Consider the following 14804-nt stretch of genomic DNA (forward strand, 5'->3'; position numbering starts at 1 on the left):
ACCTTTACTTGGTTGCTGCCATGGGCCAGTCTCGGCTCAGGCAACCTTTGGGGGGTTCGCATGCTCACTACCGGATACGTCCGTTCGACGGTCGCCGTTCTCTGTCTCGCCTTGGCATGGGCGGGGCCGGGTCAGGCGCAGCTTGCCGTCCCCGCCGAAACGCCACCGGCGAGCTATACCGCCACGGAATACGTCGACAGCGCCGGCTGCGTCTTCGTGCGCGTCGGGGTTGGCGATCGCGTGGAATGGGTCCCCCGCGTCGGCGCCGACCGCCAGCAGGTCTGCGGCGCCAGCCCGACCACCGCCGCGGCGCCCGTGCCCGCCCCGGTGCCTGTCGCGGCCCCCGCGCCGCGCCGCCCGGTCCGCGCCGCCGTTGTCCATGCCGCACCCGCGCCGGCCCCCGTCCGGCCGGTGGTGCAGGTCATCATTCCGCCGACGCTCATGCTGTCTGACGGCACATCGCGTGTGCTCTGCCCCGGATCGACTGGCATGGGCGCGCGTTATCTCGCCGACCCGGACGCCCGTTGCGTGCCGCGCCCGATCGCGCCAGTTGGCCCCGCCGGTGTCGGCCCGACACCCGAGCCGGGGCCGGGCGTCGTCGAGCGCATCGTGGTGCCGCGATACGCGCCGCCGCCGGGATACCGCGCGGCCTTCGACGACGGACGTCTCAACCCCTATCGCGGCATCAGGACCGTCGAGGGCGAAGGGCAGATGCGGCTTGTCTGGACCAATACCGTCCCGCGGCGGCTGGTCGCGTCGGATTAGGCGCCTTCCTGGCCGTCAGCCGGTCACGCAGACATTCTGCAGGCTCAGCCAGTCCTCGTCGCTCATCAGGGCGCTGCGCAGGCGTCCGCGCATCGGGTCGGCCTCGATCAGGGCCAGCACGCTTTCGCCCGAGACGTCGCGCGCATAGGCGTAGGGCTGGGTCGAAAGCTCCGCCTCGGCAAAGCGCGCGACCAGCACGTCGTCGGGCACCGGCCCCGCCTCGCGACTCAGAAGCCGGACGGCATGGTCATGCAGCACCGCCGGCGGCAAGTCGCCCGTGGTCAGAAGCTTGAACGTCGCGAAGAGGCCCGCATCCTCCAGCAATGTCAGCATCGGGTCCGTCAGGTCGCTCCGCGCATCCTCGGCCAGAAGGTAGCCGGCCAGCACCTCGGGCGTCTCGTGATCCTCGGCCAGCGCGGCCGAGGCGACGATGAGACCGCCGGGCAGGCTGATCGTGTCAGGGATCGCGGCGGGGATCAGGACCACGCGCGGCGCGGGCGGCCCCAGGGTGCGGGTCGAGAGCCGCGCCAGCGCCACGCGCGACCGCGGTCCGTCGCAGGGCTGTCCCGCCAGTCGCCCGATCTCGGACAGGAGCGCGTCGCCGATCTCGACCCGCTTTGCCTCGGGCAGGAGCGACACCGTCTGACGGGTAAGCGCGCCCGGCAGCCAGAACACGGCCCCCGCCAGGAGCGCGAGGCCAGCGCCCGCGCCCAGGAACCAGCGCAGGCGTCCGGGATGCGGGCGCGTCTTCTCGATGGCCGTCCGGACCTTCTCGATCGCCTCGATCATGTCTGGGTCGTCGATCTCCAGCCGCTCATCGGCATCGGCGCCGGGGGCGTAGAGCGCGGGACTGCGTCCGGGGTTCAACCGCTCGACGGCAGGCAGCGACCAGTGGGTGAGGGCGGTCTCGGTGGGGGTCGACACGACAAGCGTTGCGTCGCCCAGCGAAACGACGACCTCGCGCCGCTGCGCCTCGGGGCCCTCCCGCCAGAGCCCGAGCGACTCGAGCCTGCGGTATTGCTCCAGCACCGTCATCTGCCCGCGGTGACCCTGCCCGTTGATGGTTGCGTTATTGTTTGGCCGGGAGGTTAGCGCAGGGCGGCCGTCACCTCAACGAAGATGACGCGCCTTCAGATCTCGGCCGCTGCCTTCCTCAGCTCGAATTTCTGGATCTTGCCGGTGGATGTCTTGGGCAACTCCCGGAACACCACGCGCTTGGGCGTCTTGAACCCGGCCAGCCGCTGCCGGGCGAAGGCGATGATCTCCTCCTCGGTCGCCTCGGCGCCCTCTTTCAGCTCGACGAAGGCGCAGGGCACCTCGCCCCATTTCTCGTCGGCCTTGGCCACCACGGCGCAGAGCAGGACCGCAGGATGATGCATCAGCGCGCCCTCCACCTCGACCGAGGAGACGTTCTCGCCGCCCGAGATGATGATGTCCTTCGCGCGGTCGGCGATCTGGATGTAGCTGTCGGGGTGCTGCAGCGCGATGTCGCCGGTGTGGAAATAGCCGCCCTTGAAGGCCTCGTTCGTGGCGCGCGGGTTCTTGTAGTAGCCCTTCATCGTCGAATTGCCGCGCATCATGATCTCGCCCAGTGCGGCACCGTCCATTGGGATCTGCTCCATCGTGACGGGGTCCATGACGGTGATGTGGTCCATGTTCGGGAAGGCCACGCCCTGCCGCGCCTTGACCGCCGCGCGGTCGGCCCCGGTCAATTCGCCCCAGCGGTCCTCCTGCCAGGTGCATTCCGTCGCGGGTCCGTAGACCTCGGTCAGACCATAGACCTGGGTGACGTTGAAGCCCATCGTCTCGATGGCGGCCAGCGTGGCGGCGGCGGGCGGCGCGCCGGCGGTGAAGACCTCGACGGTATGATTGAAACTCCGCCGCTCGTTCTCCTTCGCGTTGACGATCATGTTCAGCACGATGGGCGCGCCGCCGAAATGGGTCACGCCCTCGTCCGCGATGGCGTCGTAGATCGCGCTTGCGGTGATGTCGCGGCAGCAGACGGTGGTGCCGCCCACCGCGGGCATGGTCCAGACATGGCACCAGTTGTTGCAGTGAAAGAGCGGCACGATCGTCAGGTAGGTGGGATAAAGCGTCATCCGCCACGAGATCGGCGTCCCGAGCGTGATGAGATACGCTCCCCGGTGGTGGTAGACGACGCCCTTCGGCCGCCCCGTCGTGCCGGACGTGTAGTTGAGCGCGATGCTCTCCCACTCGTCTTCCGGCATGATCCAGGCGAAATCCGCGTCGCCCTCGGCCAGGAGCTGCTCATAGGTGATGTGACGGCCCGAGGCGTGGTAGCCCGCCGCCTCGTCGGGCACCTCCACGATCAGGGGCAACTCCTCGGCCTCCATCTCCTTCAGCGCGGCCTCGACGACGCCGAGGAACTGGGTGTCGCACAGGACGATCTTCGCCTCGCCATGGTCGAGGATGTAGGAGATCGTGCCGACATCCAGCCGGACGTTGATGGAGTTGAGGACCGCGCCGCACGCGGGCACGCCCCAATGCGCCTCGACATGAGGGTAGGTGTTGGGCAGGACGGCCGCGACCACGTCGCCCGGCGCCACCCCGCGCCTGGCCAGCGCCGAGGCGAGGCGGGTGACGCGCGCATGATGCTCGGCGTAGGTGGTGCGGAAGCCGCGATCCACGACGGCATCGCGCTGCGGAAAGACGCGCGCGGCGCGGATCAGGTGGGACAGGGGGGTCAGCGGCACGAAATTCGCCGGCCGCTTCTCCAGTCCGGTTTCATCCTTCATCCAGCCCATTTGGCCCCCTCCTTCACAGCGCAAGAATCTTCGTCAAGACATGGCGCGACGCGCAAGAAAAGGAAAGGGCAGAGGGCGCGAATGCCGCGCAGCTGTCCCGCGCGGTGCGGCTTGCGGCTCGGGCAAGGAAAGGGCGCGGGCGGGCGTCAGGCCGACCCGTCTTCGGGCGGGAGAACCTCGACCCCGGTCACGAGGATGATCTCGCATCCGCCGATGATCGTATTGTCGTCCCGCCGCGTCGAGGAGCGCCAGGGCGCGATCCCGTCGCCCGTCACCGCCACGAGGTAGCCGCGGATGCGGATGCGCTGGCCGATTTCCACGGCCATCAGCGCCGCGTTCACCGCCGCGTCGGCGGGGATCAGGTGGTTGTTGGTGATCTGCTCTTCCCAGTCCGCGGGCAGGACCGCCTCGGGGCCGGGACGATAGTTCACGCCGCGCGGCACGGCGCGGAACGCGATGGCATCCGCGCGCCCCGGCTCGGCCAGGTCGCCCCAGACGATGCCGAGATCGAGCGGCGAGACCGCGCTGGTCGCGTCGCGGCGATACTCCCGCCGGGTCACGACGCGGCCTTCGAGAACGTAGCCATGCAACAGCCGCGCCTCGAAGCCGTCGCCCAGCTCGACCCGCATCGCGGCCACGCTGGTCTGGGCGGGGGCGCCGCCCGGCGCGGCGGTCAGGGGAAGGGAGGGAAGGCGCGCGGTCTCGACCGCGGTCGCCAGCTCGGCGCGCGGCGCGTTCCGCTCGCCGGCCATCGTGAAGATGAAGGCGGCTGCGGCGACGAAAAAGAGCGTGGTCTTTGTCCCCTCGTCGAACATGCCGGGCGCGGTCCTCGGTGGTTCCTGCGGTGCGTCCGCCGGCTGCTAGCAGGGCAAAGTGGCAGGAATTTGGTTCCGGTCCGCCTGGCGGCTAGGCCCCGGCGTCCCGCGCGAGGCCAACCAGTCGCTCTTGGAGGGCTGCATCGGTGATGGGCAGGTCGCGCAACGCGTCCGCCCCGATCCGCGATGCGGCGATGCGTGACCGCATCTCCGGCGTTTCCAGCGACGCGTCGCCCGCATGGGCCATCGCGTGCACGAGGAGGCACCAGTCCGACCATGGCGCGATGCGGTATCCTTCCGATGCATACGCACGGGCGCTGGCCGTGTCGCCCTCGAGAAGTGCGAACAACGCCTGCAGGGAACGGAAGAAGAAGAACTGCGGGAGGGCGGGATCCACGACCAGGAACCGGTCCATCCGCGCGCGGGCGGCGGCATGGTCGCCCTCGAAAAGCTCGATCTCGGTCATCAGGACATGGGCCATCTGGTAGTTCGGCGTGATCCGGAACGCCGTCTCGCAATCGGCGCGGGCTCCGGCGAGATCGCCTTGCATCCAGAACCTGATATTGGCCCGCGTGCGCAAGGCGTAGTCGATCTCGGGTCCATGGAAGACGGCGCGCTCGGCCAGCGCCATGGCGCTCTCGGCCTCGGTCCGCGCCTCCGATACCGGGGTATGGGGCAGCATGTGGACGCTCGTCGCTGCCAGCATGGCCAACGCCATGGGGCTTTCGGGATAGCGTTCGACAGCATGTTCAAGTGTCCTGCGCGCCGCCGCCGTGTCGGCCACGGTGATCCTGGCGTAGCGATAGGCGGCCTTGGCCAGAAGCTGCTGCAGGTCCAGTTCCGCGTCGGCGTGACCCGCGAACCGCCGTCCGAAACCCGCGATCGCGCTGACACGTTGCACGTTCGTCGCCTTTCGCGCGATGCGCCGCGACCAGACCGCCAGCGTTTCCCCGGCGACCTCGAAGCTCTCCGACCAGATCTGCCCCTCGTCGGCGTCGGCGGCCTCGAGCGACAGGAAAACGCGGATTGCGTTGCCGACCTGCCGCGCGCTTCCCGACATCGTGTAGTCAGCGGTCTCGGCATGGCGCGGATTGGAGGTGACGCGCACGCCCTTCCGCCGTGCCGTGAACTCCAGCATGTCCTCCCGGATCATTCCGGCCAGCGCCCGTACCTCCTCGTTCTGCTCCCCGCCGGTGATCTCGTCGATCAGAAGCGTTGGAACGGGGCTCGGCGGTCGGGCCGGGGCCTCGGTCTCGGCATGGAGGCGGAAGCCGCGGCCGGGCACGGTTTCCAGAACCTCGCGGGTGGCGTCCCCGATCGCAAGGCGGATGTCCCGAATGCACTGTGCAAGACTGTCGTCGCTGACGAATTTCTGCGGCCAGACATGGCCGATGATATCGTCGCGCTCCACCACCTGCCCGACATGGGCCAGCAGGTAGACAAGGACCTTCTGCGACTGGTTCCTGAGCGTCACCTCCTGTCCGTCCCCATTCCGTAGACGACCGGTCCCGGTGTCGAACCGGGCCGCGCCTAGACGCATGGTTTCGGAAGATTTCAGGATCATTTCAGACCGATTTCAGGACGGCGGCACCGCGCGGGGGCATTGTTTCCCCATCCCGGGCGGCAAGTCCACAACGCCCGGACCCACCTTGGCCCCGAAGCCGAACAAAAGGACCAGACCGATGACCCCCATCAAGACCGCCCTCGCAGCCCTCGCCGCCGTCTCCGCTCTTGCAGGCACGGCTCAGGCCGACCAGTTCCTCGTGCAGCTGACCGCCCCGCTGCCCACCGTCAGCGACGCGCTTCTGGCGAGCCTCAAGACAGAGCAGGTGGACGCGTTCGCGCATGGCGACACCCACTACGTCGTCCTCGAAGCCCCCGGCGAGGCCTATCTGGAAAGCCTGTTCTACGCGGCCCGCGCGAATGCGGTGTCGATCGCGCACCTGCCCTTCGACTGGACCGGCGAGGCGATGTCTGAACTCGCGCTCGATGACCGGATGCGCTTCAGCGCGCCGATGGCCTGCGGCTTCTGCATCTGAAGCCGCGATATCCGCCGGTTGCCGGGATCACCTCTTCCTGCGGCATGGCGGAACCGCCCGGATTGTGTGAGAGCGATCCGGGCGGTCTCGATTCACGCAGCCTTGCTGTCCACGCCCTTGCCGAACCGGCCGTAGAAGCTCTGGTTCTTCTCGGCCATTTCGCGCAGGAGCGCGGGGCAGGCGAAGCGGGGGCCGTAGGCCGCCGTCAGAGCGTCGCAGCGTTCGGCGGCATAGGCTGCGCCCAGCATGTCGAGCCAGGAGAACGGGCCGCCCGACCACGGCGCGAAGCCCCAGCCGAGGATCGCGCCCACGTCGCCTTCGCGGATGTCGGTCAGCACCCCTTCCTCCAGCGCGCGCACGGCTTCCAGCACCTGTGCGAAGAGGAGGCGGTGCTGCACCTCGGTCAGGTCGGGCTGTTCGGCGGCCAGTGGATAGCGCTCGCCAAGACCTTCCCAGAGGCCCTGCCGCTTGCCCGCCTCGTCGTAGCTGTAGAAGCCCGCCTTGGCCTTGCGGCCGAGCCGGCCCTCGCCTTCCATCCAGAAGATGAGCTCGTCCGCGCTGTCGTCGTAGGCCTCGCCCATCGCCGCCTTCGTCGCCCGCGCGATCTTGGCGCCGAGGTCGATCGAGGTCTCGTCGGTCAGCTGCAGGGGGCCGAGCGGCATCCCCACGAGCTTCGCCGCGTTCTCGATGAGCGCGGGCGCGACGCCCTCCTGCACCATGCGCACGCCCTCGTTGACGTAGGGAAGGATGCAGCGGTTGGCGTAGAAGAAGCGTGCGTCGTTCACCACGATCGGCGTCTTGCGGATCTGGCGCACGTAGTCGAGCGCCTTGGCCACGGCCCGGTCGCCTGTCGCGGCGCCGCGGATGATCTCCACCAGCGCCATCTTGTCGACGGGGCTGAAGAAGTGGATGCCGATGAACTGCTCGGGCTTGTCGCTGGCCTTCGCCAGCTCGGTGATCGGGAGGGTGGAGGTGTTGGTGGCGAAGATGCAGTCCCCGGGCACCGCCTTCAGCACGTTCTTCGTGACTTCCGCCTTGATGCGCGGATCCTCGAAGACGGCCTCCACGATCAGGTCGCAGCCCGCGAGTGCGGCGTAATCCGTGGTCGCGGTGATGCGGCCCAGGACCTCGTCCTTCTTCTCCGCCGTGACCTTGCCGCGCTTCATGCCCTTGTCGAGCAGGCTTTCGGACAGGGATTTCCCCTTGTCCGCCGCCGCCTGCTCCTGGTCGATCAGGACGACCTCGATCCCTGCATTGGCCGAGACATAGGCGATGCCGGCGCCCATCATGCCCGCGCCCATGATGCCCACCTTCTTCACGCGCTGGTCGGGGACGGCGGGCCGGTTCGCGCCCTTCTCCAGCGCCTCCTTGTTGACGAAGAGCGACCGGATCATGGCCGAGGACGAAGGGTTCATCAGCACATGCGTGAACCAGCGCGCCTCGATTTTCAGCGCGGTGTCGAAATCAACCAGCGCCCCCTCGTAGACCGCCGAAAGAAGCGCCTTGGCGGCCGGGTAAACGCCCTTGGTCTTGCCGTTGATCATGGCGTTGGCTCCGACGAAGGTCATGAAGCCCGCAGGGTGGTAGGGGGCGCCGCCCGGCATCTTCCAGCCCTTCTGGTCCCAGGGCTTCACGATGTCGGCGTCTGTGGCGTTCAGCACCCATTCCTTGGCCCGTGCCAGAAGCTCTCCCGCTGGCACGACCTCGTCCACGAGCCCCGCGCCCTTCGCCTTCCTTGGGTCGAGCATCTTGCCTTCGAGCAGGACCGGGGCTGCCGCCATGGCGCCCACCATGCGCGCGTAGCGCGTCGTGCCGCCGCCACCGGGGAAAATGCCGACAAGGATCTCGGGCAGGCCGATCCTGGCCTTGGGATTGTCCGCCGCGATGCGCCGATGGCACGCCAGCGCGATCTCGGTTCCGATGCCCGCGCAGGTGCCGGTGATCGCGCAGACCACGGGCTTGCCGCCCTTGTTGGTCTTGGGGTCCATCCCCGCGCGCTCCAGCTTCCGCAGGATCCGGTGGCCGTTCATCGTGAAGTCGAAGAGGCCCTGCGCCGGGTCCTCTCCCGCCTCCTCGCGGATCACGGCGAGCGTGTTGAGATCCATGCCACCCGCGAAGGTCTCCTTGCCGGAGGTGATGACGATGCCCTTCACGGCCTCGTCGGCCAATGCCGCGTCGATCAGGCCGTCGACCTCGGCGAAGGCCTCGCGGGTCAGGACGTTCATGGATTTCGACGCGACGTCCCAGGTGATGACGGCGACACCGTCCGCATCGGTCTTCATGGTGAAATCGGTCATCTGGCGATCCTTTCGTGGCTTGTCCGTGAAATGGGGTGCGCGTCGGTCGCGCGGCCCCGTCTATGTTCCGTTCCGCGCGATCATTCCGGTCTCGGTCGCGCCGCGCGCAGCTGTTCCTGCGACAGGATCGAGCAGTTGCGATTCCGCACGGCCGAGGCGATCCCCGCGCCCCGCCATGCTCCGTCCTCGAAGCGAAGGAACATCCGGTTGCGGTAGGGGGGCACGACAAACGTGCCGCCGCGCAGGATGTAGGTCACGTGCTCGCCCTCGATCTCGGTGCCGCCGCCGGCGAAGTCGGCGCGGTCGCAGATGCGATGATATTCCGTCGCGCCCATCCGGCCGAGGAACGCCCCGAAGGACGCCGCGGCCTCTTCCATCATCCCGGGGCCGTCGAAACTCACGAGCCCGTCCTCGGTCTCGATGGTCTGGGGATAGCACATGCCGGCCGCAACCGCCGCGTAGTCCCGCGCCATCATCTTGTGCGACACGGCGTCGAGGAACCCTTGGTAGATCTCGCCGGCGGTCTGGGTCATGAATTGTCCGTCCTCGGCAGGATGTCGGGCCAGGCGACGAACCGCGTATGATGCCGCGTCCGCGACGAACCCCAGACGCCGTCCCGGAGCCTGAGTTCGGTCTCGTTCTCGAAGCGCGGCGCCACGAGCTTGCCGCCCGCGGTGATCGCCGCCTCGTGCCGGCCATGGATGCGGTCCGGCCCGTCGAATTCGGCCTGCTTCGCGATGCGCGCGTAGCAATCCGTGCCCTGCGACAGAAGCGCGTCGGCGAAGCCGAAGAAATGGCGCCGCGCGGTCGCGGCGTCCGCGACTTCGAAGGTGCCGGCATCCGTGACGATGACATGCGGCAGGAAGACACGCGCGAGGAAGGCCTCGGCGTCCCGCGCGAGCAGCGCCGCGGCCGTGACGTCGAGGAATTCCTGGTAGATGCGCATGGCCTCCGTGCCCATCGAGGTCACACACGCTCGATGATCGTGGCGGCCCCCATGCCTGACGCGACGCAGAGCGTGGCGAGGCCCGTGCCCTTGCCGGTGCGCTCCAGCTCGTCCAGCAGCGTGCCGAGGATCATCGCGCCGGTGGCCCCCAGCGGATGGCCCATGGCGATGGCCCCGCCGTTCACGTTGACGCGGTCGTGGTCGACGTCGAAAGCCTGCATGAAGCGCAGCACCACCGAGGAGAACGCCTCGTTCACCTCGAAGAGATCGATGTCGCCGATCCCCATCCCGCTGTCGGCGAGGATCTTCTGCGTCGCCGGAACGGGTCCGGTCAGCATGATCGTCGGGTCGGTGCCGATCTTGGCGGTGGCCCGGATGCGGGCGCGGGGCGTAAGGCCGTGTTTCTCGCCGAATTCCCGGTTCCCGATCAGGAGTGCCGCCGACCCGTCCACGATTCCGCTGGAATTGCCGGCGTGGTGGATGTGCTCGATCCGCTCCAGGTGCGGGTATTTCATCAACGCCACGGCGTCGAACCCGGGCATCTGCTCGCCCATGTCCTTGAAGGACGGCTTCAGCGCGCCGAGCGACTGCATGTCGGTGCCGGGCCGCATGTATTCGTCTCGGTCGAGAATGGTCAGGCCGTTGATGTCCTTCACCGGCACGACGGACTTCGCGAAACGGCCCTCTTCCCAGGCCTTCGCCGCGCGCTTCTGGCTCTCGACGGCGAGCGCGTCCGCGTCGTCGCGGGAGAAGCCGTACTCGGTCGCGATGATATCGGCCGAGATGCCTTGCGGGACGAAATAGGTTTCCATGGCGATCGAGGGATCGACGGCGATGGCCGCCCCGTCCGAGCCCATGGGGACGCGGCCCATCATCTCGACCCCGCCCGCGATATAGGCCGCGCCGGCGCCGCCCCTCACCTGGTTCGCGGCGAGGTTTACGGCCTCGAGCCCGGAGGCGCAGAAGCGGTTGATGGCGAGGCCCGGGATGCGCTCGTCGAGGTTGGAGGCGAGAACGGCGGTCCGCGCGAGGCAGCCGCCCTGTTCGCCGACCTGCGTGACGTTGCCCCAGATCACGTCCTCGACCGCATGGCCGTCGAGATCGTTCCGGTCCTTCAGCGCGTTGAGCGTGAAGGCCGAAAGCCGCGCGGCGGTCACCTCTTGCAGGGCGCCGTCCTTGCGGCCCTTGCCGCGGGGCGTGCGGATCGCGTCGTAGATATAGGCGTCGGTCATCGGGGATGTCCTCTGGTCGGTGTCTTGTCACGCGGGCGGGAAGGCCCGGCTCATCAAGTCGTAGGGGTGCTTCCAGCCGGGCGTGGCCGCGATGCGGGAGAGCCAGGCGTCGATCGCCGGGTAGTCCGCGCGATCGAAGCTGAAGGGCTCCTCGTAGTAGAGGTATCCCGCGCAGGAGATATCGGCGCAGGTCAGGCCGTCGCCCACCAGCCAGTCGCGGGAGGCGACCTCGCCCTCGAGCACCTGCAGCGCGGCCTTCAGGCGTCCGGCCATGAACCCGATCACTTCCGCCGGCCGCTTGTCCTCGGGCAGGAAGTTCATCAGGAACCGCAACGGACCGGCCACGCCCGAGACCTTCTGGTTGTCGAAGATCGTCCAGCGCAGGATCTCGCGGCGGGTCGCTGCGGAGTCGTCACCGCAGAGCTTGCCCGTCTCGTCCATCACCCAGTCCTGGATCACGCCCGACTGGGTCATGATCGTGCCGTCGGCGTCGAGGACGGGCACCTCACCCATCGGGTTCAGCGCCCGAAATTCCGGGCTGCGCGCCTCGCCGTTGAAGAAGTCGACGAAGCGCGGCGTCCAGTCGATCCCGGCCAGTTCCAGCGCCAGCGCCGCCTTGTAGGCATTGCCGCTTTCGCCGAAGCAATAAAGCGTGTTGGTCATGTTGGTCCGCCTCCCGTCGTCCCGTCCGGGGTTGCTGCCCCGACGAATGTGCGGCACGCCCGTGGGGGGTGCCGCAATTGCGTATTTGAAGAAAGATGAAGGCTCATAACCTCTCGTTAAGGTTAACGTGCCATCGTCAGGACGCGGTACAGGCTGGCGAGCCGATGACCGCGAAAGGTGAAGGCGCCCCTGCCGTTCAGTGCAGCGCTCCGCGACCTCCGGAGGTCAAGGGGAACACTCGGTCCGGCAGGGGCGCCGATCTCCTTCATCTTTCCTCAAATACGCATCTCTTCCTTCTTCATCCCGTGTCGCCCTCTACCGTTTGCGCTCTTCCAGCTCGGAATTGAACAGGCGGATGCGGGCGATGAACTTCTCTTCGTTGATGACGCTGCCCCAGTGCTCGAACACGAAGGACAGGAATTCGCCCTCGTCGAGACCGGCCTCCTCGGCGAGGCGGCGAAGACGGCGGTAGCCGTCCTCGCTCATCGCGATGTTGGGGCGACGGGTCAGGCGCAGGCGCTTGGGCATCAGAAGTTCGCCGCGTCGAGCGCCATGACCGGGCCCGCGCCCGACTGGATGCGCGCGAGATGGGTCGCCGTCATCGGCAGCTGCCGTGCCATGTAGAAGCGCGCTGTGGCGAGCTTGGTCTCGTGGAAGACCGGGTCGTCGGTGCCATCGGCCAGCGCCTGCAGCGAGGCGCGCGCCATCCGCGCCCACATCAGCCCGAGGCAGACATGCCCGAAGAGGTGCATGAAATCGGTCGACCCGGCGAGCGCGTTGTTGGGATTCTTCATGCCTTCCTGCATGAAGTACATGCCCGCCGCCTGCAGGTCCTTCGAGGCGCGTTTCAGCGGCTCGAGGAACTCGGCCATGCCGTCGACCTCGGCGTTCTCCTTCGCGAAGCCCTTCACGAGGTCGAAGAAGGCCATGACGTACTTGCCGCCGTCCTGGGTCAGCTTGCGTCCCACGAGATCCAGCGCCTGCACGCCGTTGGCGCCCTCGTAGATCATCGCGATCCGGGCGTCGCGGGTGAACTGCGACATGCCCCATTCCTCGATATAGCCATGCCCGCCGTAGACCTGCTGGGCCTGCACGGTCATGTCGTAGCCCTTGTCGGTCAGGAAGCCCTTGATGACGGGGGTCAGGAGCGACACGAGCCCGTCGGCATCGGCGTCCTTCTCGCGGTGGGCGCGGTCGATCAGGGTCGAGCCCCACAGGAGGAAGGCGCGTGCCGCCTCGACGAAGCTTTTCTGCTCCATCAGGTTGCGCCGGATGTCGGGGTGCACGATCAGCGGATCGGCCGGCCCGTCGGGGTTCTTCGGCCCGGTGATGTCGCGGCCCTGCAGCCGGTCGCGGGCGTAGTCGAGCGCGTTCTGGAAGGCGACGGCGGCCTGTGCCAGGCCCTGCATGCCGACGCCGAGACGGGCCTCGTTCATCATGGTGAACATCGCGCGCATGCCCTTGTGCGCCTCGCCCAGCAGCCAGCCCGTGGCGCCGTCGTAGTTCATCACGCAGGTCGAGTTGCCGTGGATGCCCATCTTCTCCTCGATCTTGCCGCAGGCGACGCCGTTGCGCGCGCCCAGGCTGCCGTCCGCGTTCACCAGGAACTTCGGCACGATGAAGAGCGACACGCCCTTGATGCCCTCGGGTCCGCCCGGGATCTTGGCCAGCACGAGGTGGATGATGTTCTCGGCCATGTCGTGCTCGCCCGCCGAGATGAAGATCTTCTGGCCGGTGATGCGGTAGGTGCCGTCGCCCTGGGGCTCGGCCTTGGTGCGCATCAGTCCCAGATCCGTGCCGCAATGGGGCTCGGTCAGGTTCATCGTGCCGGTCCATTCGCAGGACACCATCTTCGGCAGGAACGTCGCTTTCTGGTCCTCCGAGCCGTGGGTCAGGATGGCCGAGGCCGCGCCATGGGTCAGGCCCTGGTACATCGTGAAGGCCTGGTTGGCGGACGAGAACATCTCGCCGACGGCAGTGTTCATGATGTAGGGCAGGCCCATGCCGCCGAACTCGGTCGGCATGTCGATCCCGGGCCAGCCGCCGTCCTTCATCTGCGCGAAGGCGTCCTTGAAGCCATCGGGGGTGTAGACCACGCCGTTCTCCATCCGGCAGCCCTGGGCGTCGCCCACGGCGTTGAGCGGGGCCAGCACCTCGGCGCTGATCTTGCCGGCTTCCTCGAGGATCGCGGCGGTGAAGTCGCGGTCCAGCTCGTCGTACCCGGCGATGCCGGCGTCGGTGATCTTGAGCACGTCGTGCAGGATGAACTGCATGTCCTTCGTCGGAGCGGTGTAACTCGGCATGTTCTCGATTCTCCCGTCTGTCCACGCCCTTGGGCGCGCTTACTCCGCCGCGTCGCGGACGCGGCCGGCCGAGGAGAGCATGTCCTCGACGATGTCCATCTGGTTCTTCAGGTCGTCGATCGCCTGCGTCAGCTCGGTGCGGCGGCGCTCCATGTCGACCAGCCGCTCGCGCGCGACGTCGAGGGTGGCGGCCAGCTGCATCGCCTGCCGGTCGCCGGGCGAATAGAGATCGAGAAGCTGGCGGATCTCCTCGAGCGAGAAACCGAAGCGCTTGCCGCGCAGGATCAGTTTCAGGCGGCCACGATCGCGGCGCGTGAACAGGCGCTTCTGTCCGTCGCGGATCGGGAAAAGAAGCTCCTTGGCCTCGTAGAATCTCAGCGTGCGGGGCGTGACGTCGAACGCGTCGCACATCTCGCGGATGGTCATCGTCTCTTCGGTCATGTCGGTGTCCAAATCGGAATCCTCGGTCCGGGTGGCAGGGTATTTGCCGACGCGAACGCCATGATTCAAGACAAGATGACGTTTACGTAAAGAGAACGTTGCGTCACTTTGAGGGCGCGCCGCGCCTGGCCTTCGGGGAGGGCCGTCTCAGGCCCTGCTGTCGGCCGTGGCCGTGCGCAGGGCTTCCAGTTCGGAGATGATCTCGTCCAGTTCGCGCCGCCGGTCGCGAAGCTCCTCGAGCTGCCGGTCCGCCATCTTCAGCCAGACCTCGCGCTGGATGCTGCCTTCGGGATCGCGGTCGTAGAGCTCCAGCCATTGGCGGATCTCCTCGAGGCTGAAGCCGAAGCGGCGGCCGCGCAGGATCAGGGTCATGCGCGCGATCTCGCGGGCGCCGTAGTAACGCGCGCGGCCCTCGCGCTCGGGGGCGAGCAGCTCGATGTATTCGTAGTGGCGCAGCGTGCGGGGCGTCACGTCGAAGCGCGCGCACATCGCCTTGAAATCCAGCCGCTCCTCGGACATTGCCTGCACTCGTTTCCAT

General features: G+C 67.8%; 15 protein-coding genes. 2 read left to right on the forward strand and 13 right to left on the reverse strand.

All coding sequences use genetic code 11. From position 1 onward, the window contains the following. Positions 1–60: 60 nt before the first annotated feature. Positions 61–765 carry a hypothetical protein gene (locus N8I71_RS19160; protein WP_262879643.1) on the forward strand — a complete coding sequence of 235 codons (705 nt, stop codon included), beginning with the start codon at positions 61–63 and terminating at the stop codon, positions 763–765. 15 nt (positions 766–780) lie between these two features. Here N8I71_RS19160 and N8I71_RS19165 read toward each other — a convergent pair whose 3' ends face one another. The 4 genes from N8I71_RS19165 to N8I71_RS19180 form a co-directional block, all read right to left on the reverse strand. Further along, positions 781–1800, reverse strand: a complete 1020-nt coding sequence (locus N8I71_RS19165) for a hypothetical protein (protein ID WP_262879644.1) — start codon at positions 1798–1800, stop codon at positions 781–783. A 95-nt stretch (positions 1801–1895) separates the two neighbouring features. Further along, positions 1896–3530, reverse strand: coding sequence for an AMP-binding protein (locus N8I71_RS19170; protein WP_262879645.1), 1635 nt, complete (start codon positions 3528–3530; stop codon positions 1896–1898). A 146-nt stretch (positions 3531–3676) separates the two neighbouring features. After that, complete coding sequence (locus tag N8I71_RS19175) at positions 3677–4345, reverse strand: hypothetical protein (RefSeq protein ID WP_262879646.1); 669 nt, start codon at positions 4343–4345, stop codon at positions 3677–3679. A gap of 91 nt (positions 4346–4436) precedes the next feature. Further along, entirely contained in the window at positions 4437–5819 is a 1383-nt protein-coding gene (locus tag N8I71_RS19180) for a winged helix-turn-helix domain-containing protein (RefSeq protein ID WP_262879647.1), read from the reverse strand. Between the two features lie 208 nt (positions 5820–6027). On the opposite strand from N8I71_RS19180, the gene N8I71_RS19185 reads away from it, so the two are divergent. Then, positions 6028–6384, forward strand: a complete 357-nt coding sequence (locus N8I71_RS19185; RefSeq protein ID WP_262879648.1) for a hypothetical protein — start codon at positions 6028–6030, stop codon at positions 6382–6384. A gap of 92 nt (positions 6385–6476) precedes the next feature. Here the strand turns inward: N8I71_RS19185 and N8I71_RS19190 are convergent, their stop codons facing one another. The 9 genes from N8I71_RS19190 to N8I71_RS19230 all read right to left on the reverse strand — a co-directional run bounded on the left by N8I71_RS19190 (position 6477) and on the right by N8I71_RS19230 (position 14785). Beyond that, complete coding sequence (locus N8I71_RS19190; protein ID WP_262879649.1) at positions 6477–8681, reverse strand: 3-hydroxyacyl-CoA dehydrogenase NAD-binding domain-containing protein; 2205 nt, start codon at positions 8679–8681, stop codon at positions 6477–6479. Positions 8682–8761: 80 nt separating this feature from the next. Continuing rightward, positions 8762–9214, reverse strand: coding sequence for a hypothetical protein (locus tag N8I71_RS19195; RefSeq protein ID WP_262879650.1), 453 nt, complete (start codon positions 9212–9214; stop codon positions 8762–8764). Continuing rightward, positions 9211–9642, reverse strand: a complete 432-nt coding sequence (locus tag N8I71_RS19200; protein ID WP_262879651.1) for a hypothetical protein — start codon at positions 9640–9642, stop codon at positions 9211–9213. The genes N8I71_RS19195 and N8I71_RS19200 overlap by 4 nt, the downstream gene beginning before the upstream one ends. Positions 9643–9647: 5 nt before the next feature. Continuing rightward, on the reverse strand, positions 9648–10859 hold the full coding sequence (locus N8I71_RS19205) for an acetyl-CoA C-acetyltransferase (RefSeq protein WP_262879652.1): 1212 nt from the start codon (positions 10857–10859) through the stop codon (positions 9648–9650). A 27-nt stretch (positions 10860–10886) separates the two neighbouring features. Then, positions 10887–11522 (reverse strand): glutathione S-transferase family protein, encoded by a 636-nt coding sequence (locus N8I71_RS19210; protein WP_262879653.1) that lies wholly within the window; start codon positions 11520–11522, stop codon positions 10887–10889. 315 nt (positions 11523–11837) lie between these two features. Continuing rightward, on the reverse strand, positions 11838–12050 hold the full coding sequence (locus N8I71_RS19215; protein WP_262879654.1) for a hypothetical protein: 213 nt from the start codon (positions 12048–12050) through the stop codon (positions 11838–11840). Then, a complete protein-coding gene (locus N8I71_RS19220; protein WP_262879655.1) occupies positions 12050–13825 on the reverse strand; it encodes an acyl-CoA dehydrogenase C-terminal domain-containing protein in 1776 nt (591 codons plus the stop codon). Before N8I71_RS19220 ends, N8I71_RS19215 begins: the two co-directional genes overlap by 1 nt. A 39-nt stretch (positions 13826–13864) precedes the next feature. After that, a complete protein-coding gene (locus N8I71_RS19225) occupies positions 13865–14266 on the reverse strand; it encodes a MerR family transcriptional regulator (RefSeq protein WP_262879656.1) in 402 nt (133 codons plus the stop codon). Positions 14267–14413: 147 nt separating this feature from the next. Next, on the reverse strand, positions 14414–14785 hold the full coding sequence (locus N8I71_RS19230) for a MerR family transcriptional regulator (RefSeq protein ID WP_262879678.1): 372 nt from the start codon (positions 14783–14785) through the stop codon (positions 14414–14416). Between the last annotated feature and the right edge of the window lie 19 nt (positions 14786–14804).

This window comes from Roseicyclus sediminis, assembly GCF_025515305.1.
GTDB lineage: Bacteria > Pseudomonadota > Alphaproteobacteria > Rhodobacterales > Rhodobacteraceae > Roseibacterium > Roseibacterium sediminis.